The sequence below is a fragment of the Streptomyces iconiensis genome (assembly GCF_028657195.3).
In the GTDB taxonomy this organism is placed as follows: Bacteria; Actinomycetota; Actinomycetes; order Streptomycetales; family Streptomycetaceae; genus Streptomyces; species Streptomyces iconiensis.
Genome location: NZ_JANCPR020000026.1, coordinates 75824 through 96527, shown reverse-complemented (window position 1 = coordinate 96527; position 20704 = coordinate 75824). Strand labels below are relative to the sequence as shown.

18 protein-coding genes and 3 pseudogenes are annotated in these 20704 nt (G+C 67.5%); 7 read left to right on the top strand and 14 right to left on the bottom strand.

Annotated elements, in window-relative coordinates; genetic code table 11:
* Positions 1-175: 175 nt before the first annotated feature.
* Complete coding sequence (locus tag NMN56_RS24860) at positions 176-1087, bottom strand: LysR family transcriptional regulator (RefSeq protein WP_274043260.1); 912 nt, start codon at positions 1085-1087, stop codon at positions 176-178.
* Positions 1088-1389: 302 nt separating this feature from the next.
* On the opposite strand from NMN56_RS24860, the gene NMN56_RS24855 reads away from it, so the two are divergent.
* The 3 genes from NMN56_RS24855 to NMN56_RS24845 all read left to right on the top strand — a co-directional run bounded on the left by NMN56_RS24855 (position 1390) and on the right by NMN56_RS24845 (position 3741).
* Positions 1390-2010 carry an NADPH-dependent F420 reductase gene (locus NMN56_RS24855; RefSeq protein ID WP_274043261.1) on the top strand — a complete coding sequence of 207 codons (621 nt, stop codon included), beginning with the start codon at positions 1390-1392 and terminating at the stop codon, positions 2008-2010.
* A 52-nt stretch (positions 2011-2062) separates the two neighbouring features.
* Positions 2063-3001 (top strand): SDR family oxidoreductase, encoded by a 939-nt coding sequence (locus tag NMN56_RS24850; RefSeq protein WP_274043262.1) that lies wholly within the window; start codon positions 2063-2065, stop codon positions 2999-3001.
* Positions 3002-3081: 80 nt separating this feature from the next.
* A complete protein-coding gene (locus tag NMN56_RS24845) occupies positions 3082-3741 on the top strand; it encodes an NADPH-dependent F420 reductase (protein WP_274043444.1) in 660 nt (219 codons plus the stop codon).
* A gap of 1311 nt (positions 3742-5052) precedes the next feature.
* Here the strand turns inward: NMN56_RS24845 and NMN56_RS24840 are convergent.
* Entirely contained in the window at positions 5053-5427 is a 375-nt protein-coding gene (locus NMN56_RS24840; RefSeq protein ID WP_274043263.1) for a hypothetical protein, read from the bottom strand.
* Positions 5428-5888: 461 nt separating this feature from the next.
* Positions 5889-6833 (bottom strand): SDR family NAD(P)-dependent oxidoreductase, encoded by a 945-nt coding sequence (locus tag NMN56_RS24835; protein WP_274043265.1) that lies wholly within the window; start codon positions 6831-6833, stop codon positions 5889-5891.
* A gap of 140 nt (positions 6834-6973) precedes the next feature.
* On the opposite strand from NMN56_RS24835, the gene NMN56_RS24830 reads away from it, so the two are divergent.
* Positions 6974-7840, top strand: coding sequence for a helix-turn-helix transcriptional regulator (locus NMN56_RS24830; protein ID WP_274043266.1), 867 nt, complete (start codon positions 6974-6976; stop codon positions 7838-7840).
* 867 nt (positions 7841-8707) lie between these two features.
* Here NMN56_RS24830 and NMN56_RS24825 read toward each other — a convergent pair.
* A complete protein-coding gene (locus NMN56_RS24825) occupies positions 8708-9331 on the bottom strand; it encodes a TetR/AcrR family transcriptional regulator (protein WP_274043445.1) in 624 nt (207 codons plus the stop codon).
* A gap of 93 nt (positions 9332-9424) precedes the next feature.
* Between NMN56_RS24825 and NMN56_RS24820 the strand changes: the two genes are divergently transcribed.
* Positions 9425-10171, top strand: a complete 747-nt coding sequence (locus NMN56_RS24820) for an SDR family NAD(P)-dependent oxidoreductase (RefSeq protein ID WP_274043267.1) — start codon at positions 9425-9427, stop codon at positions 10169-10171.
* A 590-nt stretch (positions 10172-10761) separates the two neighbouring features.
* Here the strand turns inward: NMN56_RS24820 and NMN56_RS24815 are convergent.
* The 4 genes and pseudogenes from NMN56_RS24815 to NMN56_RS24805 form a co-directional block, all read right to left on the bottom strand.
* On the bottom strand, positions 10762-11691 hold the full coding sequence (locus NMN56_RS24815; RefSeq protein WP_274043268.1) for an NADP-dependent oxidoreductase: 930 nt from the start codon (positions 11689-11691) through the stop codon (positions 10762-10764).
* Positions 11692-12044: 353 nt separating this feature from the next.
* Positions 12045-12262, bottom strand: a pseudogene (locus tag NMN56_RS24810) (IS5 family transposase); the annotation flags it as partial.
* A gap of 25 nt (positions 12263-12287) precedes the next feature.
* Positions 12288-12401 (bottom strand): annotated as a pseudogene (locus tag NMN56_RS43305) (transposase); the annotation flags it as partial.
* Between the two features lie 45 nt (positions 12402-12446).
* The gene (locus tag NMN56_RS24805; RefSeq protein WP_274043270.1) at positions 12447-13016 is read right to left on the bottom strand and encodes a TetR/AcrR family transcriptional regulator; all 570 of its coding nucleotides are present in this window, start codon (positions 13014-13016) and stop codon (positions 12447-12449) included.
* Between the two features lie 82 nt (positions 13017-13098).
* Here NMN56_RS24805 and NMN56_RS24800 point away from each other — a divergent pair, with 82 nt between their 5' ends.
* A complete protein-coding gene (locus tag NMN56_RS24800) occupies positions 13099-14013 on the top strand; it encodes an NADP-dependent oxidoreductase (RefSeq protein ID WP_274043271.1) in 915 nt (304 codons plus the stop codon).
* 191 nt (positions 14014-14204) lie between these two features.
* Here the strand turns inward: NMN56_RS24800 and NMN56_RS24795 are convergent, their stop codons facing one another.
* The 6 genes and pseudogenes from NMN56_RS24795 to NMN56_RS24770 all read right to left on the bottom strand — a co-directional run bounded on the left by NMN56_RS24795 (position 14205) and on the right by NMN56_RS24770 (position 19905).
* Positions 14205-14714 carry a hypothetical protein gene (locus NMN56_RS24795; protein WP_274043272.1) on the bottom strand — a complete coding sequence of 170 codons (510 nt, stop codon included), beginning with the start codon at positions 14712-14714 and terminating at the stop codon, positions 14205-14207.
* A 1222-nt stretch (positions 14715-15936) separates the two neighbouring features.
* A complete protein-coding gene (locus NMN56_RS24790; RefSeq protein WP_274043273.1) occupies positions 15937-16326 on the bottom strand; it encodes a CPCC family cysteine-rich protein in 390 nt (129 codons plus the stop codon).
* 621 nt (positions 16327-16947) lie between these two features.
* Positions 16948-17568 (bottom strand): DUF3887 domain-containing protein, encoded by a 621-nt coding sequence (locus NMN56_RS24785; protein ID WP_274043274.1) that lies wholly within the window; start codon positions 17566-17568, stop codon positions 16948-16950.
* Positions 17569-17944: 376 nt separating this feature from the next.
* Entirely contained in the window at positions 17945-18127 is a 183-nt protein-coding gene (locus tag NMN56_RS24780) for a hypothetical protein (RefSeq protein WP_274043453.1), read from the bottom strand.
* A 375-nt stretch (positions 18128-18502) separates the two neighbouring features.
* Positions 18503-19026, bottom strand: a pseudogene (locus tag NMN56_RS24775) (helix-turn-helix domain-containing protein); the annotation flags it as partial.
* A 90-nt stretch (positions 19027-19116) separates the two neighbouring features.
* A complete protein-coding gene (locus tag NMN56_RS24770; protein ID WP_274043275.1) occupies positions 19117-19905 on the bottom strand; it encodes an SDR family NAD(P)-dependent oxidoreductase in 789 nt (262 codons plus the stop codon).
* A 122-nt stretch (positions 19906-20027) separates the two neighbouring features.
* Between NMN56_RS24770 and NMN56_RS24765 the strand changes: the two genes are divergently transcribed.
* Positions 20028-20666 carry a TetR/AcrR family transcriptional regulator gene (locus NMN56_RS24765; protein ID WP_274043276.1) on the top strand — a complete coding sequence of 213 codons (639 nt, stop codon included), beginning with the start codon at positions 20028-20030 and terminating at the stop codon, positions 20664-20666.
* Positions 20667-20704: the final 38 nt, after the last annotated feature.

Here is a 20704-nt window from a genome sequence, read left to right as displayed (position 1 = left end):
CGACTATGGCCGCACCGCCTGACCATGATGACGAGCCGTCACGAGAGGTAACCGAGAAAGGTTTACCGTGCGGCAACATCGCCTCCGCCCTCAAGCTCAATACCTTCGCCATTGCTGTGGCCGGGTGCGTCTGTTGGCGGTGCTGTTGTCAGTCGGACTTTGTCAGTCGGACTGTTCAACCGTGCTTTGAAACGGCCTCGCTTCCGAGCTGCCACATTTCATAGTTCCCGCATTCTGCTGTGGTCTCGGCCATGGCCTGAGCCGCGGTGAAGAAGTCATCGACCACCGGCGAGATGCGCGATGCCGCCATCGCGAGGCACACCTGGTCGGGCGTCAGATCCGGGATGGGCACATAGCTGATGTCCGGATGTGAGTAGAAGACGGTCGCCGAACGGGCCAGGAACGAGATGCCCCGGCCGGCCGCGACATGCTCAAGCGTCTCGTCCACCCCGCGCACCAGGTACCCGGCGTTGGGGTGCGGGCGCCTGGTGGGCTGCGTGCTCGGGTCGGCATGCCAGACCAGTGGTTCGCCGGCCAGGTCGGCCTCGGTGACTTCCTCCTTGCCGGCCAATCGGTGGCCGGCGGGCAGCACCGCCACGCGCGGTTCGGTGTACAGCGGGACGACGCGCAGGCCGGCCTCGTCGATGGGCAGCCGCACATAGCCGACGTCGATGCGGCCGTCGAGCAGCATCGTGGCCTGGTCGTCCCATTCGATCCGCTGCACGTCTACGACCACGTCCGGGTGCCGGACCTCGAACGCCCGCGTCGCCGGGATGACCGCAATGCCCGCCCGGAAGCCGACCGTTAGCCGCTGGCCGCCGCCCGCGGCCACCGTCACCCGGCGGCGGACCGCGTGCGCGGAGGCGAGCAACGGGCCGGCGTCGGCCTGCAGTTGTCGGCCCGCGTCGGTCAGCGCTACGCCGTGGCGGTCCCTGGTGAACAGCGAGGCGCCGAGGTCCTGTTCGAGCGCGCGGATCTGCCGGCTGAGCACCGGCTGGGCGATATGCAGCTCATCGGCGGCGCGGCTGAAGTGCAACTGGTCGGCCACGGTGACGAAGTAACGCAGTTTGCGCAGGTCCAGATCCATGGCGCTCCCCGATTGGTGATGCCTTGAGGGTATCACCACGGTTCAAAGAAGTCTTGGACACCCACTCAGGCCAATGACAAGCTGAACAGGTACCTGACGGGGCCGAAGTGAATTCGGCATACGAATTCGATATCGGAACTCGACATCGGAACTCGATGGCAGGGTCCGGCCCCGGGCCCGGAATGAGCACATCAGGAATTGAGCGCCGTCCGTCATGTCATTCGACGGCGTGGACGACACGACCGTCAGCAACGACGGGGTAGGCATGGCGTCCTATCCAGTTCCAGAAAGCAGGCTCACCAATGAGCAGCATCAGCATTATCGGCCTGGGGAACATGGCCGGCGCCCTGGCCGACCGGGCGCTCGCCGGCGGCAACGCCGTCGAGATCATCGGCCGCGACCCGGTCAAGGCCAAGGAATTGGCCGCTGCGCTCGGCGGCGCCACCGTCGGGACGGCCGGCGCCGCCCCGGCCGGGAACATCGTTGTCCTCGCCGTGCCGTACGCCAGCGCGGCTGCGGTGGTGAGCGAGTACGGGGACGCACTGCGCGGCAAGGTCATCATCGACGTCACCAACCCCGTCTCCCCCGATGCCCAGGGCCTTGTCACCCCCGACGGCAGTTCCGGCGCGCAGGAGATCGCCAAGGCCGCACCCGCCGACGCGCACGTCGTGAAGGCGTTCAACACCGTCTTCGGTCACATGCTGGCGCAAGGCAACCCGTTGGACGTACTCATCGCCGGCGACGACGCCGCGGCCAAGGCGACCGTGTCGGCATTCGTCGAAAGCCTCGGGCTGCGGCCGATGGACACCGGCCCCCTGGGAATGGCGCGCTGGCTGGAGGGAACGGGCCTGGTGATGATCGGCCTGGGCCGCTATGGCGCGGGGAGCTTCAACTTCACCCTCGGCGTCAACACTTCTGCCTGACCGCGCCCACACCGCCACTTCTCCCGCCACATCGATCACAAGGACCAGCATCATGCGCGTTTTCGTCACTGGCGGGACCGGCCATTCCGGTTCGAACATCGTCCCCGAGCTCATCTCCGCCGGGCACGAGGTCACCGGCCTGGCCCGGTCGGACACAGCCGCGGCGGCCCTGTCCGCGCTCGGCGCGAAGGTGCGCCGCGGCGAGCTCCAGGATCTCGACGGGCTCAAGGAGGCGGCTGCGGACTCCGACGGCGTCATCCACGTAGCGCACCGGCAAGACCTGCTTCCGTCCGGCGGGATCGACGCCGTGGCCGCCGCGGAGCTCCCGATCATGCTCGCGTACGGCGAGGCACTCGCGGGAACCGGAAAGCCGCTGGTCGCAGCGGGCAGCATTGGCTCGCCCGGGCAGCACCTGGGCCGGCCGGCCACCGAGGAGGACCCGGCCCTTCCCGGCGGCGATGAGCACAAGGGCACCCTGCGGGTTCGTAACGTCGTGGAAACCGCCGTAGTCGGCCTCGCTGAGCGGGGAGTGCGGTCTTCGGTCGTACGGATCGCCAACATCGCGCACAGCACGACCGACCGTTCCGGCTTCCTCCCCACGCTGATCGCGCTCGCGAAGGAGAAGGGCTTCGCCGGCTACCCCGGAGACGGCGCGAACCTGTGGAACGCCGTGCACACCCGCGATGTCGCCTCCTTGTTCCGCTTGGCGCTGGAGAAGGGTCCGGCCGGCAAAAACTGGCACGCGGTGGGGGACGGGGCCATCCCGTTCCGCGAGATCGCCGAGGCCATTGGCAGCCGCCTGGGCCTGCCCGCCGTGAGCATTCCCGCCGACGAGCTGATGGTGCCGGGATACTTCGGGTTCCTCGCGAACATAGTCACGCAGAACTATCCGGCGTCCAACCTCATCACCCGCCGGACCCTCGGCTGGGAACCCGCTCAGGCCAGCCTGCTCGCCGATCTGGACAACGGCCATTACTTCTCCGCCAGCTGACGGCAGAGACCCGAATCGCAACGAGCCGGCACATGACGAGAGTTGGGCTCTTCCGGAGGGACGCGGAGAACATGACGACTGTGGGATTCATCGGCAGCGGATACATCGGCACTACCCTCGCGCGGCTCGCCATCGAGGCCGGGCACCAGGTCGTGCTCGGCAACTCGCGCGGTCCCGAAACGCTCGCGGACACAGCCGCGGAACTGGGGCCGCGGGCGTCCGCGGCGACGAGCGGGGAGGCCGCGGCGGCCGGGGACCTCGTCGTGGTCACGGTGCCGGTCAGTGCCTTCCCCAACTTGCCCGCCGCGCCACTGGCCGGAAAGACGGTCATCGACACGTGCAACTACGGCCCCGAGCGTGACGGGCACATCCCCGAACTCGACAGCAAGTCGCTCACCTCAAGCGAGCTGCTTTTGCGGTACATCCCGGACGCCATGCTCGTGAAAGCGTTCAACAACATCTTCTTCAAGCACCTGCTGTCACTCCCCCGCCCCGCGGGGACGGCCGACCGTTCCTACCTGCCGATCGCCGGGGACTCCGCACCGGCGAAGGCGGCGGTGACCGAATTCATCGAATCCCTCGGCTACAGCGTGGTGGACGCCGGACCGCTGGCCCATAGCTGGCGGCAGGCGACGGACACGCCGGTGTGGGGGACCCCGTACGGGCCCGCCTCGAACGAGAAGGGCCAGCCGGCCGGCGAGCACGCCATCCGCGCGGCACTGGCCACCGCAACGCGGTGACCGTAAGTTGGCGCGGTCCTCGGTAAGTCCGGCCGCGTCATGGCCCCGTCCGGCAGGTGTCGGGCGGGGCCACGCGGACGCTTACGTTCCCCGCTCTCGCCTCGTACATGATGCCGCGCTCCCAACGCCGCACGGTGAACGCTCCCAAGCCGCACGGTGAAGCGGAACCCGCATCACGCTGGCCGAGGCCCGCGAAACACGCCTCGGTTCGGCCCGCGAGCCATCGCCGACGGCTCGTACGCGGCTGACGTGATGATCGGTGCGCTCGTACCCGGCGTCGCCCACATCCCGGCATCGCCCACATCACGGCGCCGGCCGCATCCCGGCGCCGGCCGACGACGGCTCAGACCGTTTCTCCCCGCTTCTCCTCGAAACCGGCCAGGACGAGGGCGCGTGGGCCGCAGTCGACTACGTCCCGCCAGAAACCGCGTACCGCGTCACCCCGTTCGGACACCGCGACCTGCGGCAAAAGATCTCCGACGCCCAACACGCTCAGAACCGGCCGCCGAACCGCTGCGCCTGCGCCGCATGGCCACCGACCAGCGGGCCTGCGGAGCACGCGAAGACGGGCCCGACGTCGAGTGCGACGGGCACGTGCCCGTTCTTCACCGGACGCTCAGCCAAGTGCGCGTAGCGCTGGCTGGCCCCCCGCCCGGCCCGAACCACTCACGCCAGACGGCCCGCAGGGCATTGCAGCAGCGGACGACGATGTCCCGTCGCCGAACTGAAGTCCACGGACCGGTAACAGGCAAGATTGCTGGGACCGGACCGGGTCGGTTACCGCACCGAACACCGCGATGGCACTGCTGGAGAGAGCCGGGGCCTGGTCCTGGGGCCAGAAGGCCGCAAGTACCGCAGTACTTCCACCCCTACATCGCCTCCTACGCCTCCCAGGAAGAACTGGAAGAAGCCATCCAGGACGCCGCCGAACGCATCGAGGACGGCGGACTGGCCGAGCCAGCTACGGCAGGGCCTGGCAACCCACGGCCCCAGGAGGGGATCGCAGGTTCGGGGCGGCTGCCGCGACCAGGACCAGTGCCGCGTCCCAGGCCGGCGGTCAAGGCTGGGCACGGGTGGCTATGCCACGCTCGGTGCCCCGGAGCCAGCGCCCCGGCCGGTGCAAGCCGAGACGCTGAACGGGCGGGTATCGCCTACTTCTTGGCGCGGCGTCGTATCGGTCGCGGGAATGGGAACATCTTGTTCAGGAGGTCTCTGCGATGTTCACACCCACATTCTTCCCGCATGCGGACGCCGAGCACCTTCATGATGAGTGCGAGAGCATCTCCCAATCCCACCATGGTTCCGCGGCCTTCAGCCGACGCGCCAGAGGCTGACGTCACATGGGGAGGAGGAAGGCGGCTTTACGTTCAGATTCCCGCGAGTGATGGTGAGTGTGACCGTGTGGTTCACGTCATCGCTCGTGAGGAAACAGTAGAAATTCTCCTTGCACGACCAGCGCCCGTCGTCCGACCGGAACGACACGTGCCAGTAGTCCTTGCCCGTGCGCCCGAAACCGGTCCAGTAGCCGGCCGACATGCCGCCCTTGTTCTGACCGTTTTCCATCGTACCGAAGGAATGATTGTCGTAGTGGTCCTCGTCGTAGCGGTGACCCACGGCTACTTCGTAGAGGGTCCCGCCCCACCGGTTGACGACTTGGACGGGTGACCAGGAATTGGGTTCGGCCATGCTTCCTCCCTGTCAGCGGTTCCGCTGAGTGCGAACTGCGCGTCGTATAGCAGGAGAGCACGATTAGCCAAATGAACTCGACGGGTGTTCACCGCTGTTCCGCAGGATGAGGGACATCAACTCTCAAGCATGCTCGAATCCTGAATGCACGTTCCCATTGAGTGCCGCGTCGTGGTCCGAAGCTGGAACCGCTGGTGCTGGACGATGACGAGCGCGCTTCGACGAGACCGCGCCCGAGGACGTCTCCACCGTTCCGCCGAACTCCTCGACACTCTCACCGACTCCGTCGGCGCCTTCGCCGACCCCCAGCCCTCCGCCATGTCCCGGGACACCAAACGCCACCCTGTTCCCGTGATTCTGGGCCACCCTCGCCTTCATCGACCTCGTCCAGGCCCAGGCCCAGGCCCAGGTGCAGAGCGACTCGGTCAAGGAACTCACCGAGGAGGCCGACGACGCCACGCTCATCGTCGGAATGTGGCCGCCCCGGCTGCGTACGCCGCGGTGAACCGCTCGGCGGCCTCCCAGAGCTCGCCTTCGCGCTGCGGGTCGTAGGACTCCTGCGACGAACGGCCCGCGCAGCTGCGGTCGACGTAGGAGCCGGTCGGCGCATGGGTCGAGCCGAGGACGACATCGGCGAGGTAGCGGGCCGCTGCGCTGCGGCTGGTGGCGAACGGAGTGAGGGTCATCACCGGCATGATGCGGCGCATCGCGAACCGGGAGACGGGCCCCGCGTTGCGGGCGAGGCCGGTGCCGGGGACGAACCCCGGGTTGTAGGCGACGACGTCGATCCCGGCCGGCAGCCGGCGCGCGTACTCGTGGACCAGGTAGATCGCGGCCAGCTTGCTCGTCGAGTACGCCGTACGCCCGCCGGCTGCGGTGTCCGGCTTGGGGAAGGCGCCCGTGCGGGCGAGGACGCCCGGGGACTTCCAGGCCGGGCCGGGCACCATGCCCATGTTGTGCTTGAAGTCGCCGAAGTGGGTGTCGCTGGCGGTGATGACGATCCGGGCGGGAGCGGTGAAGCGGTCCTGGAGCAGTCGGACGAACAGGTGGTTGGCGAGGACGTTGACGACGAAGGTGGCCTCGTACCCGTCGGGTCCCTCCGTCAGCGCGTTCGTGTACTGCACGCCGTCGTTGCCCACGAAGCCGCGCAGCGGCGGCAGGTCGCCCCGGTCGAGCCGGTCGCGGATCTCGCCGGCAGCCGAGCGGACGCCGGCCAGCGAGCCGAGGTCCGCCGCGACATGCGAGACCGTGTGCCCGCCCGCGCCGAGCTCCGCGGCGAGCTGCGCGCCGGAGGAGCCACGGGCCACGACCAGGAGGTGCGTGTCCGGCGACCGGCGCAGGAGGCGCTCCGCGGCGACGCGGCCGATCCCGCGGCTCGCGCCCGTCATCACGATGGTGTGCTTCATGGAAGGCTCCTCAACCGGTGGCGCCCGGCTCGGGCGCGTCTCCACGTTCGCCGGTGGCGCCACCGCCAACCAGTGCCGTCCCTGTCACTCGGACTGGCAGTACCCAGGCCTATCCGGCGCCGCGCAGCGAGAATGAACCCATGGCTTCCTCCCGTTCCGATTTCGCCGCACTCCTGCGCGCCTGGCGCGACCGGCTGTCCCCGGCCGACGCCGGCTTCACGATGTCGGACCGCCGCCGTGCCCCGGGACTGCGCCGCGAGAAGCTCGCACAGCTGGCAGGGCTCTCCGTCGACTACGTCCTGCGCCTGGAACAGGGACGCGCGAAGAATCCCTCGGCCCAGGTCGTCGGCGCCCTCGCCCGGGCCCTTCAGCTCTCCCGCGCCGAGCGCGACCAGCTCTGCCGGGGCGCCGAGCTCCTTCCGCCCCAGGACGGGAAGGTCAGCACCCATGTGCCCCCGGGCATCCAGCGGCTCGCCGCGCGCCTGGGCGACGTACCGATCGGGGTGTTCACCGCCGACTGGACCCTGGTGTGGTGGAACACCACGTGGAGCGCCCTGCACGGCGGCCCCGCCGTCCTCCCGTCCGCCGAACGGAACCTCGCCCGTGCGCTCTTCGGCGACGGCGCCGCACATGCCTCGATGCTTCCCGTCCAATCCGAGCGCGGATATGACGCCTTCGCGGAGTCGATCGTCGCCGACCTCAAGGACGCTGTCTCCCGCTATCCCAGGGACGCCCAGCTCGATCGTCTCGTGCAGGAACTGCGAGAAACATCCGGTGCCTTCGCCCGTCACTGGGCCACGCAGACGGCCGCCGCCCAGCACACGACGGACCGCAAGACGATCCGGCATCCGGAGATCGGCGACATCCTGCTCGACTGCGACGTCCTCATCGTCCCCGGCGCGGACCTGCGCATGGTCACCTACACGGCGGCGAGCGGAAGCGTCGAGGCAGGGAAACTGGACCTTCTTCGCGTCACAGGCGGCCGTACTGCCACCGCGCTCCGCTGACCGGCGCCCGCTGGCCTGTTGGGCCCCACAGGGTCAATGGGCCTGAGCAGTGGTGTTGCTGGCTTCGTTGCTGTCTGGGGACAGTGTTTGCCGACGGTTTCCGGAGGCAGTTGGTGATCAACAGGCCCGGAAGTGTCGAGGAGAAATGGGCTCTGGCCCACTTGTTGTGGTGGCGTACGCGATGTGACTGTCGATCTTCTCGTGATGCTGGCTGAGTCAGCCCGAAAATGGCCCGGCCGGTGCGCCGTGTGGTCGACAGCGGTGGGCCGCTCCTTCGGCCACATGGTCGCTCACCTGCAAGGCGACCAACTGCCCGCCTGGACCGAAGCGGTCACCTCTGCTGCCGGCCTGCCAAGCCTCCGGAACTTCGCCCGATGCCTCGGACGCGATCTCGACGCCGTCATTGCCGGCCTCACGATGCCCTGGAACTCCGGCGTTGTGGAAGGTCATGCCAACCGGATCAAGATGCTCAAACCCAGATGTTCGGCCGCGCAGGGTTCGAACTCCTACGCAAGCGAGTGCTGTTGGCGTGACCGGACGCCACCACGTCAGTGCCCAGGGTGTCGCGACCTCTCGGGCTGGTTGATCTTGCCCCTGGGACAGAGCCGAAGACGTCGTTCGGGCGACCGGCACAGAGGCAGGGGCGTGGGATCGTGCTGCACGACACTTACTGAGATGCGCGGTCAGCGTCGTGATCGGGATCGGCGACGGGGCGTTTCTGACCGCTGCCGGCGTACCTCGCCGGACCGGTCGGCACCGCAGGCGGCATCACCTCGTTGATCTCCTCATCACGATCGTGGGCGGTATGACGGCGAAGTGCGCCTCGGGGAAGCCTGCGGTCGGGATCCGCCATCACCGCGGACGACGTCAATCCAATCCGCCTGTCCTGACCGCCGAAGGCGGCCACTGGCCCATGGCCGCGACGGCGACGACGTGCAGCTCGTCGTGGCCGACGCCCCCGGCTGCCTGCACCGCGATGCCGTTCGACACGGTCATGACATAGCGGGCGAGCAGCCCAGGATCCACGTCGGCCGGCAGGTCGCCTTCATCGACCGCTCGCTGGAAACGGCCGCGGAGCCGGGCCACGAATCCCTCGCGCCAGGCTGCCAGGGTGTCGCGCGCCGGCCGTCCCGGCTCACCGGCGGCCAGTGAGCCCTGCACACCCAGGCAGCCGGCGGGGCAGCCGGGCTGCGTGGTCGCCCGCACCGAACCGGCGAGCAGGGCTGCGGCGACCTCGCGGGCGGTTGGCAGCTCCAGCGCGGCGGGCCCGTAGGCGGCGGGACCTTCGGTGTAGAGCTGCAGGGCCTTGCGGAACAGCTCCTCCTTGTTGCCGAAGGCCGCATACATGCTCGTCTTCGTGATGCCCATGGCGTTGGTCAGGTCGGTCAGGCTCGCGCCCTCGTAGCCCTGCGCCCAGAAGACGACCATCGCCCGCTGCAGGGCCTGATCGGTGTCGAAGGTCCGGGGCCGACCGATCCTCGCTGCGTCCATGAGCGCGATCCTACCTTTCCGCACCGTTCGGTCTGGAAGTGCTAGCGTCTCCATTGCGTACCGATCAGTACTTAACTTTTGGGAGCTCACATCATGGGAACGCTGACAGGCAAAACCGCTGTCGTCACCGGCGCCGCCACCGGCATCGGACTGGCCACCGCCGAGCGGCTGGCAGCGGAGGGCGCGCACGTCTTCCTCACCGGCCGGCGCAAGGACGCCCTCGAAGCGGCGGCTGCGGGCCTCGGATCGGCAGCCACGGCGGTGCCGGGCGACATCGCGGACCCGGCCGACCTGGATCGGCTCTACGCTGCCGTGAGCGCGCGCGGCCGGGGGCTGGACGTGCTGTTCGCCAATGCGGGGGCGGGCGCCTTCGCACCGCTCGCCGAAGCCACCGAGGACCAGTTCGACCAGATCTTCCGTACGAACGTCCGAGGAACCTGGCTCACCATCCAGAAAGCCGTGCCACTGCTCAACGAAGGCGCCGCCGTGATCCTGAACGCGTCAACGCGCGCGGTTGACGGCTGGGACAACTTCGGTATCTACGCGGCGTCGAAGGCTGCGATCCTGTCACTCGCCCGCACCTGGGCCAACGAACTCAAGGGCCGCGGCATCCGCGTCAACGCGGTATCCCCGGGGTCGATCGACACACCCGGCGTCGACACGGCCGTGGGCGACGGCGACGTGACCGCCGTCAAGGCACAGTTCGCCGCGGCCGTCCCGATCGGCCGCATGGGCCGCCCGGAAGAGGTCGCAGCCGCGGTGTCCTTCCTGGCCTCGGCGGACAGCAGCTTCATCGTCGGCGCCAACCTCTTCGTCGACGGCGGTGAGAAGCAGTTCTGACAGACACAGCGGCCGGGCAGGCCGCCGAGCCGGTCGAACAGTGTCTCGCGCCGACTCTGCCGGCCCGCACCGTCCGCCAGCGGCGGCTACCCGTCTCGGGTGGCCGCCGCACCCGCACTCCGTCCGGCAACTCCGACGTTTGCCGAGAGTCGGAGGGACATCAAAGCTCGCTGATGCTGATCGCTCCATCTCCCTTGAAGCGACTCCCCCAGCGGCGTTCGAACGACTCCCGCAGAAAAGATCTGGGCCACTTCTTGTGGAGCTGACGTTGCGCGTGGACCCGTGCCTACGGCAAGGGCGACTGACCTGCGCAGTACGGGGGCAGTCGCTGTCTGTCGACGTAGCGGCGGCCGACTCCACAAGAAGTGGACCAGAGCCGGGAAATGACGGCAGTTCCGTGGCCGCGAGCGCGGGACGGCCAGTCGCCTGTCAGGGCGGCTGGCCGTCGAGGACGGTAGCGGCAAAGAGGTCAGTCGGCCTGTACGGGCTCCTCAGCCCGTGCCCGCGTGCTGTCCAGGCGGCAGGAGCCGACGCGGTCGGTCTCGATGACGGTGCCGTTGAAAGTGAGCCGGTCCGGCGAGGACCAGGCCTCAGCTCGCGGCGACGTCCAGCACGATCTTGCCGCGAGTGTGGTTTTCCTGGACGGCCCGCCAGGCGTCGGCCGCTTCGGCCAGAGGGAAGGTGCGGGCCACGGTGACGGACAGCTTGCCGGAGTCCGCCAGGGCGCACAGCGCGGCGAGGTCGTCCGAGCTGGGGCGGGCCCACACGAAGTGACCGCCCTTCTCGGTGATGGCGGTGTCGACGATGGAGGCGACCCGCTTCGGGTTCTTGAGCACTTCCTGGGAGACAGCCACCGCGTCACCGCCGACGAAGTCGAGTGCCGCGTCGATGCCGGCGGGCGCCAGCTCGCGTACCCGGTCGGGCAGGCCCTCGCCGTAGGCGACGGGCTCGGCGCCCAGCCCGCGGAGGTACTCGTGATTGCGCGCGCTGGCAGTGCCGATGACGCGCGCTCCACGAGCGACGGCGATCTGCACGCCGAACGAGCCGACACCGCCGGACGCCGCGTGGATCAGCACGGTGTCGTCCCTGCCGATGCCGAGCCGCTGGATGGCCTGATAGGCCGTCAACCCGGCCAGCGGCAGCCCGGCGGCCTGCAGCCAGTTGAGGGACTGGGGCCTGCGGGCGAGAGTGCGCACCGGAGCGGATACGAGTTCGGCATAGCCGCCGTTCTGCGCCCAGTCCTTGCAGATGTAGCCCACGACCCCGTCGCCGACCTCGAACTCGGTGGCGTCGAAGCCTCTGGCCTCTACGACGCCGGAAACCTCCCAGCCCGGAATGAAGGGGAAGTGCGCTTCCATAACGTCGTCGAGGTAGCCGGCGGCGAGCTTCCAGTCCGCCGGGTTGACGCCGGCCGCCTTGACCCGCACAAGGACCTCGCCGGGGGCGACCTTCGGGGTCGCCAGCTCTGCGAGCTCCATGCCTTCCGGGCCCCCGTACTGCTGCAGTGTGATTGCCTTCATGATCAAAAATAACGGACGGCGCCGGACACGTATTCCGGTTCCCACTTCGCCATCTGCGGCGCGGCCAGGGCCTTTTCACCAGAAGCGCCCCGATGCTGCCGGGCAAGAGACCCGGTATCTCCCAAATTCATCAACACCACCCGACCGTGGTCCGGGGCACCTCCCAAAATCGTCGACAAGCCACGTCACTACCGTTCGATGGAGCAGCCAGGCAGTCGATGTTGGGGCTGAACTCATGGTGCAACGGCGGCGCCGAACCTCGGGGCACGTACCCGAGGGACGAGGTCGAGTCGACTCGCTTGACCGGCCGAAGAGCGCTCGATGGCGGTTAGGGTCTGTTGCCGAAATTCTGGTCACGGCCACTCGTTGATGGCTGCGACCAGCACTGTTGCTATGTAGCGGACGGCGCGTTTGTCGTAGCGAGTTGCGGCTGCCCGTTGTCGTTTCAGCCGGTTGATCCCGCACTCCACTGCATGGCGCTGCTTGTAGTCGTCCTGGTCAAACTTCGGTGCCCGGCCGCCTCGGGGTCCGAGCTCTTACAGTTGCGGATCTGATCGGCCTTCTCCGGGATCGGATCGTGCGGCCGATCGCGCGCTCCCGTTGATCAGCTGCCGACGCGGCCACACGGGCGGCCTGCCGGACCTCTTCCCCTGAGGCAGCGGCGGCTCCAGCCGTGCCCACTGCCGATCAGTCAGGTCCCCACGCGCCACGCCGTGCTGATCACACGTTCAAGATCCACTTTCGCGAGACCCTGGCTAGCGCACGGCTGCGGCCGTGCGTACTTCGGCGAGCGCTTGCCGTGCCAGCGGGCCGAAGCCCTCGCTGTTGTCGGGGTCGATCCACTGGTCGTAGGCGATCTCCCAGACGAGCGCGCCCAGTTCCGCGGCCACGCGCGCGGTCAGGCTCGGGACTCCGCGGCGGCTGAGGGCCTCGATCATCGAGGCGGTGAGACCGGTCCTTTTCAGGGCTTCGCGTTCACGCAGTTCCGTATTGGCGTTCAGCACGGCCTGGCGCCTGCCGCTGAACTCGCGACGGTCGGCAGTGAAGAACGTCCGGCCGAGCGCATCGAGAGCGTCCGCCACCGCGTCGAGCGGCCCGGCCGCCGGCGGCGCCGAGGCGATCCCTTCGACGAGCAGATCGGTCAAGGTGCCCCTGCCGAAAAGCACCTCGCGCTTGTCCGGGAAGTACCGGAAGAACGTGCTCTTGGTGAGCCCCGCGCGCTCGGCGATCTCGATCACGGTCGTGTTCTCGTAGCCGTGCTCCTCGAAGAGGTCGAGGGCGGCGGCGGCGAGTCGTCCTGGTGCGTCGGGTTGCCAGCGAGCCATGGGAGCAGTGTACGGGACTTGGTCCCATCACTGGTGTACGGTCCATGAGACCAAGTCCCATCACTGGCAGGAGAGGTCACCGATGACTAAAGCCGTGCGCTACCGGCAATTTGGCGGTCCCGAAGTACTCGAACTGCAGGAGATACCCGAGCCGCACGCCGCACCGGACGAGGTGCGCGTCCGGGTCACTGCCGCCGGGCTGAACCCGATGGATTGGCAAATCACCACACAGCCCGACATGGCGGCGCGGTTCGGCATCACCTTGCCAGCCGGGTTCGGCAGCGACTTCGCCGGCGTGGTGGACGAGTTGGGCGCCGAAGCCACGGGATTCGCGATCGGCGACCGGGTGTACGGGGCTGCGATTGGCCGGTCCGTCGCCGATTTCGTGCTGGTCAACGCGGCACACCTATGGCCCACCCCGGAGGGCATCAGCGACGAGGTGGCGGCCACGCTTCCGGTGTCCGGCCTGACGGCCTCCGCCGCGCTCGCCGCGATCGGGCTCCGCACCGGGGACACCGTCCTGATCGGTGGGGCGGCGGGTGGCGTGGGCATCTTCGCCGTGCAGCTCGCGAAGCTCGCGGGCGCCCGGGTGCTCGGCACCGCCTCCGAGCGCACGTTTGCATTCCTGCGCGGGCTCGGCGCCGAACCCGTGGCGTACGGCCCTGGCCTGGCGGACCGGGTGCGGGCCCTGGCGCCCGAGGGGATCACCGCAGCAGCCGACCTGTTCGGGAGGGAGGCGGCCGAGACCGCGCTCAAGCTGGGCGTGGCACCCGAGCGGATCTCCGTCGTAGCCGACGGCCCCGCCCCGCCGCCCGGTGTGCGCAAGACGGGCGCCCTCGATGCGGGTCCGGGCACCCTGGAACGGATCGCCGACGCGATCCATTCTGGCGAGATCACGGTCCCGATCGCGGCGACCTTCCCGGTCGAGCAGATTCGCGAAGCCGTGATGACGCAGGCCGGGAGGCACGTTCACGGCAAAATCGTGGTCGCGCTGTGAACCGGGCACCTTGTGCCGGTTCACAGCGCGACAAGATGGACTCAGCGACCGAGATCCACTTCCTCAACAGACCCCAGAACCCCACCCTTCGGACGGCCGGGGCATCGTCACGTGAGTGGAACCAGCTCGGAACCGCGGAGCGTGTTCGCATCAGGCAACGTGTGATCCGCGTGATCCGCGTTCAGGTGTCCCTATTTCAGCGTTGAGTCACGCCAAGAGGCTCCACACTGATCGGACTGCTCGTGGATGTATTCGGGTTCGGGTGGCTGCGGCCATACGACGAGAAGGTAGTCCTCCACCGGTTCTTCGACGAAGCCGTCCGGCTCCGTATCACGACCTCGTGCATGGACTCTGACACGATAATGGCCTGCCCCGTGGGGCGTGAGTACGGGCAGATCAGAGGGCCCGTATTCCATATGGCCAACTCTGACCTGCCCGTACGGTGCGCGGAAACTGTGATCGAGAACCTCGTCCCAGGCGTGAGTGTCCACGGTCTCCGGTGCTTGGGAGCGGACCTCGACTTCAACCCGGACAGGTCCGGCCTGTATGCCCGTCATCACCACGGCGATACCGTCCACCGAGAAGATCAGGCCGTTGTCGGGGAGTATCTCTGTGGGAGGAAGGGTGTCGTTGTCGCACAGGTAGAACATGCCGTAGTCGGCACCTACTTGTCCGCTGCCGGTTCCGGGCGATTCGCTCATGGTCTCCACGCTATGGGCTGATCAGCCGGCCACCGAGACGAAGAAGTCGTCCTTCTCGATGACCCGGTTTTCACGGTAGAAGTCCTGGAGGGCGGACCCTCCACCGCTGTTCTGGCTCTACGCGCTCGTCGCCGAGCAGCAGCCGTGAGCCGATACCGCAGCAGCTCACGGCCGCTGCTCCGGGCCGCGTGGGACTGCCTGTTGCCGACCGCCTGCCGCGGTGCTTCGGATTGGCCGGGCCAGTCGCCGTGTGCGGCAGGCCAGCGCCGGGCCGCTGTTCGGGCACCGCGCCCAGGCGTACTGCTTGTGCGCGGTGACGGTCACCCAGCGGCGGCCCCTCATCGGCCCAGCACACTGGGGGTCAGGCGATGTTTACGGAAGGGGAGCTCGCTGATGGCTGAGCTGATCGCGGAATCAACTGCCTGCGCGTACAGGGCTCGATAGATCGTCCCGTCAGTTACGTGCATCTCAGGCAGGCCGGGAAATCGCCGACGAAGGAGGTGTGCGATCTGGTCGGGACTCCATTCTCATCCAGGCGGGCCTGGACTAATCATCCGCAGCTCAGGGCGCATCGCGATCCGTCATGGCTTCGGTCGTGCCCGCCTGGCCCCCGCGCGCTTATGGACGGGGGACGGACGGTAGGTAGTACGCCGAGCTACTCGGCCTGACGTGGTTGCAGTCGCGGCTGATGGTCGACGGTCTACGGCCGAGCTCGGCCGCGGTCGACCGGACTGACCGCTCCTCTTCCCCACAGGTCCGATACGAAGGCGTTCGTCCTCGGACAGGTAGCGCCCGCTCCCTGTGCCGGAGGGTCCATCCACACGCTCAACCGGCACAGAGGTGAGGCAAGAAGACCCGCGCCGCACCCTCCAGGGGCTGCACCGCGGGCCTTGTCCTGTGGCGTCCCGACTTCATGGTCCCCGCCCGCGCGGCCCGGCCGTGAAGCCACTCCCGCCCGGTTCTCCGGTTGACCCTTACCATCTGACGGGCAGCTCTGATGCTCACCCCTTGGGCAACAAGCTCGAAGAACTTCTGTCGCCCTTCAGCCTCCGGCTTGCCGCGCCAAGAGCCGCCGTCGGTCATCACGTTCCCGTCATGCTCGGCTGCTCCGACGATCAGTAGATCCCAAGTGCGCTCGGCGAGGCTTCACATGTGCTACATCAACTCTGCCGGGAGAAGGCCGGCAAACGGCAGACTTGCCCCTCACTCGGAGCCAAGGCCATCACGCCTCCGAATCGACGTCCCTACTCGATCGCCTCCAGAAGTGCGGCCTCCACCAGTAGAGCCGCGTGCGATCCTCAGGCCATTCCGTCTCCATTACCCCATCCGGCTCGAAGTCATCAAACTCCGGGACGATAACGCGAAATCCAGCCTCCAACGGCCAGAACTCGCCCGGGAGACGAATCTTGGGAACGAACTCGGAATGAGTGATTCCCACCTCTCGGTAAAGCAGCTGCGCCTCCATGAGAGGGCGACGATTGGTGCCGCTGGCGCCGGGCCAGCGCAGCTGAACCAGGTCGTCCTCCCAACCGCAAACGGGGCAGATCTGGAAAGAGCCGGGCGGGGCTTCGTAGACGAGGCGCCCACAGCAGGGGCAGGGATAGGAACTCATTTACAGAACCTCGACTCCTGGCTGTCGCCTGAAATAATGTAGACCGTCGCGGGGCTTGAAGTACGTAAAGATGCCCCTTGGTCCGGGAGATCCAAATTCTCCCGACTCAGGGTCGAACAACAGATGAACCTCGCCATCCTTCTTCATGAGAACCCCGCGCCTGCGACCATCACACACGCGCAAGAGGTCCCGCGCTCCATAGTTGTCCTCGACCACGGTGCCGCCGAGCCACGCGTGCAGCCAGTATGCGGAGCCTGCCGTGACGCCGACAGCTTGCTCTCCATCACCCGCCCTGTCAGGACAAGGCCGGGCGGAAGCGGAGGTTACGCCCGGCCAGGGCTGTGACCGCATCGCCGGTTAGGTGGTCGTGACGCTGAGGCGTGCGGAGAGGTCCGTTCCTATCGCTGGAGGCGTGTGGCTGGGCTTGTTTGTGTGCGCGGACTGACCGCCAGAGAGGGGCGGCGACTGCAGCAGGTCGTGTGGTGTGACAACAGGAGGTCGGTACGGTGCCGGTGGGCGATCACATTTCTGCCTCGATCGGCGGGAACCATGTGTTGGTGATCGCGCAGCTGCTGTGGGGACTGTGTGAGCTGCTGCCGCAAGTCGATAGGTCTGGGACACTCAGGGGGTTTCGGGGGTGAGGATGAAGAGACCGCTGACTTGCCCTTCTTTGTTGAACGTGACGCGGCCTTTCATCTGTCCGGCTTCAAATTCCATCGGGATGTCCACGACTGTGTGGTCGCCGAGTTGCCGGACCAAGGGCTTGCCCATTCGTTCGTAAGCGCCGACCATGCCGATAACCTGGGCCCAGGCGGCGGCTATCTGATCGGGCGGAAGTTGTGCGGTCATCGTCGGGTCGAAGAGAGCGAAGATCTCATCATGTTGCCCTTCGACCCAGTAGACGAACAGCTCAGTCGCGCGGTTGGCGGCGTCCGGGAGTGCGGCATTACTCATGGGTTCTCCTGCTCGTGGGTCGATGGGGCGCCCGAAGCGCTGGAAGGCGGCCTGCCGACTGACGCCAAGCAGGTCACCGACCTCCTTCCAGGTATGGCCGACGGCGCGGGCCCGATCAACGCTCATGCGCAACGCGATGTCGGACAACGCTTCCAGGTCACGCGCAATCCGCACGCCGGCCAGGTCAGCGGGCACTGCGTTGTTGCGCTCGACGACGTCGGCGAGCTGGCTGGCGAGCGCGGCAACGTTTGCGGCAAGTGCCGCAAGCTCACTTCGTGGACTGCTCACACTCGTAAAGGTTGCCTTGACGTTGATTACCTGTCAAGGAACGGTTTACAGTCTCCGGCTCGGCATCATCAGTGGCCTCCTCCGCCCGGGAGCGCCAGTCGCCCATGTCATCGAAGGACCGTCCCCAAGGCCACTGAATTCCTCGGAATCCGACTGGCCGGACACGGCCTGGGCACACCGATCACCAGCAGAACAAGGTGCCCTTCTACCAGCAGACGAAGCCGCTGCTCGACGCCGACGCCGCCCAGCTCACTGCGGCTTCTCCGGGATAACTGACACCGCGGAGCAAGGCTGACCTGGGGCGCCTGGCCGGTCGGATCGCTCTACTTGCCACCGTCGGCCCGCTCGTTGTTGACGCCTCCCAGCGCGCGGGCGGTCAGCGCACGGTGAGCAGCACTTGGTCAGCGGGCGGCAGGGAACTCGGCATGGCATCGGTGATCCAGGCGAACTCCAGGGCCGCCAGGGTGGCACCCTTCTCGGTCCACACAAGCAGTTCACCGATGTACTCGCCGGAGTGATCGTGGACGTGCGCAGCAACAGGCACCAGTTCGGAAAGCATGGCGGAATGCTGCGCTGGTTCCCGGACTCGCAGGTCGACGCTCATAGACTCAGGCGCCCAGAGCGCCACAACCTCCGTCCGGTCAAGCTGGCTACACAGCTCGGAAGCACCAGCGAAAACGGCCGAGAGGATGTGCTCCAGCACGGCTCGCTCGGAGACGCTCAACGGGCGAGGTTCAACGGGCAGATGGGGTATACGCCAATTTTCCCAGGGCAACGTCTCGCAGTGACGGTTGGGATGCGGGACGAGTACATCGCCCAAGGGTCGGGCGGTCCCCGAGCCAGCCCGTATGGAAGGACCAAACGCCGCCGTCAGGGCCTGCCCAACTACCGTCTTGTGCGGTGCGGGACGACTGGCGTCCGCTCGTGGCAGGCACCGCGCGCGAACCTGTTCGTGGGACCGGTTGTGTTCCTCTTTCCAGGCCGGAAGTTGGGCTTACCCGGCCGCTCGCCGGTGCGGGTCACCAGTCCAGTGCCCTGGTAGCTGCCAGTCGATCACGACCGGATGGGCAGTCGAGTAGCGGTAGTTTTGGGACTGTTCGGCGATCGAATGGTCGCGGGTGGGCACCAGGATGCCGTCCACGATGAGCACGGTGTCGTTGCGGAACCGCCGACGAGGCGGGAGCGCGGGCCGGGGACCGAGGTGGTCAATGATGCGGTCAGCCGCGGACTCCGAGATGCCGAAGAGCGGGCAAGCTTGTGCACCGTCAAGTTTGCGCGCCAGTACGTAGTCACGAGCAGCACGCGGTCTTCCAGCGGCAGACTCCACGGACGGCCCTGCCGCACCGTATCCGCGCCCTCCTGTCGCAACGCGGCCACCAACCTGCCGAAGCAGCGCGGGCTCCGCCCAGTGGATGGAGCTGTCCAGGACGGCTCGGACGCCGTGATCACAACTGCCACGGCCCGTCATCCTCGCAAGAAATGGTCGCTTCACCTTGAACAAGACAGGATGGGCGCCCGCGACTGCACGCTCGGTACTGCAATACCGGCTCAAGCTGCGATGTCGGCCTCGGGTTGCAGTGCGGGGCCGAGCAGCAGGCCACCGTCCAGGACGAATTCCGAGCCCGTAGCGAAAGATGCGTCCTCGGACGTGATGAAGAGCAACAGGCGGGTGATGTCAGAGGGTTCGGCGAGGCGGGGGATGGCGAAGGGATCGGGCGAGTAGAAGTCGGCGATGGCCGGCTGGCCTGCGACGGCGGGTTCGTTGATCAGCGGTGTGGAGACAACGCCGGGGTGGATGGAGTTGACCCTGATGTGGTCCCGCCCCAGTTCCAGCGCGGCCGTCTTGGTCAGCCCGCGCACGGCCCACTTGCTGGCGGTGTAGGGGGCGTAGAAGGCCGTACCGACGTGGGCCGTGGTCGAAGCGATGTTGACAATGGTTCCGCCACCGCCCCTGCGCATCGACGGAGCCACGGCCCTGATGCCGAGGAACTGGCCGGTGACGTTGACGCTGAAGGTGTGCTCCCAGGTGCCAAGTTCGGTGTGCTCGATAGGGGCCGCCGGGTTCTGGACGCCCGCGTTGTTCACCAGGATGGTGATCGGCCCGAAGTGGCCTTCGACTTCTCGCACCACCGCCGCCCAGTCGTCCTCGCTGGCGACATCCAGGTGAACGGACAGAGCCCGATGACCGAGCTGAGCAGCGAGATCGCGGCCGGCGGCGTCGTCGCGGCCGGCAATGACGACGTTCGCCCCCTCGGCGTGGTAGCCCTGCACATGACTGCTGCCCATGCCCCCGCTGCCGCCCGTGACGATGACGGTCTGGCCCTCAAAGCGTCCCATGATGCATCCTTCCAGGCTCACATTAATGGTGAGTCCAGTGACTCACCTCCTCTCTCAAAGTAAGAGCAGGACCAGAGGTGAGTCAAGTGACTCACCTCGCAGCGAGAGGCATACTGGAGGGCATGACGGCACAGCCTTCGGAATACCACCGGCGCGTGGCAGCGCAGAAGCGGACGTCCATCATCGAGGCAGCGACGAAGCTGTTCCTCGACTCCGGCTACGACGGCACCCCGCTGGCCCGCATCGCCGAGGCGGCCGGAGTGTCGAGGGCGACTCTGTTCAAGCAGTTCACCACCAAGGCGGCCCTGTTCGAAGCGATCGTCACCGAATACTGGAAGGTCGACGACGAGGAGGCACCCCTCCCCGAGCCAGGGAACCTCCGCGCAGGGCTTGAGACCATCGGACGCCGATACGTGGACCTTCTCACCCAGCCCGGCATGGCCGCCCTCTTCCGCATCGTGATCGCCGAGGTACCGCGCTTCCCCGAGCTCGGCGAGACGCAGTTCAAGCTCGGCAAGATGCCCTACTTCGAATCGGTCCGCCGCTACCTGGAAGCGGAAAACGCCGCTGGTGCGGCACGGCTTGACGATGCGGAGATGGCGGCGACCCAGTTCCTCGGAATGATCTCCAACTACGTGTTCTGGCCGCGGATGCTGCTCGCGCGCTGGGAGCCCGACGACTCCGCCATCACCAACGCGGTCGACCAAGCGGTGCTGACCATGCTGACCCGATACGGCGCGCCGGGGACCCCCGGTGCCTGAGACACCAGGCGCCCGAGCGTTCTGCGTAACCACCCGGT